Below are 296 nucleotides of genomic sequence, written 5' to 3' on the forward strand. Positions count from 1 at the left end.
CGCGTATCCTGCCGCAGATTTTCGGCTTTGCCATCTATTCGGCGGTCATCCTGGTGCTGGCGCGGCACTTGCAGCTCGATCTCAGCGCCTTCAGCATCGCGCCGTTCGGCCTCGTCGGCGTGACGCTGTCGATCTATCTGTCGTTCCGCAACAACGCCGCCTACGACCGCTGGTGGGAAGCCCGCAAACTCTGGGGCGCGCTGGTTTTCGAGATCCGCAACCTGGCGCGCGCCACCACCAGCCTGATCGGCGACCGCGCCGAGCAGCGCGCGCTTCTGATGGAGGCGCTCGCCTTC

1 protein-coding gene is annotated in these 296 nt (G+C 65.9%); it reads left to right on the forward strand.

Annotation, left to right across the window (positions count from 1 at the left end):
- The coding region (locus tag EN851_RS35530) for a bestrophin family ion channel (protein ID WP_281041137.1) at positions 1 to 296 on the forward strand (296 nt) is incomplete at both ends.

The organism is Mesorhizobium sp. M8A.F.Ca.ET.208.01.1.1 (genome assembly GCF_004791315.1).
In the GTDB taxonomy this organism is placed as follows: Bacteria; Pseudomonadota; Alphaproteobacteria; order Rhizobiales; family Rhizobiaceae; genus Mesorhizobium.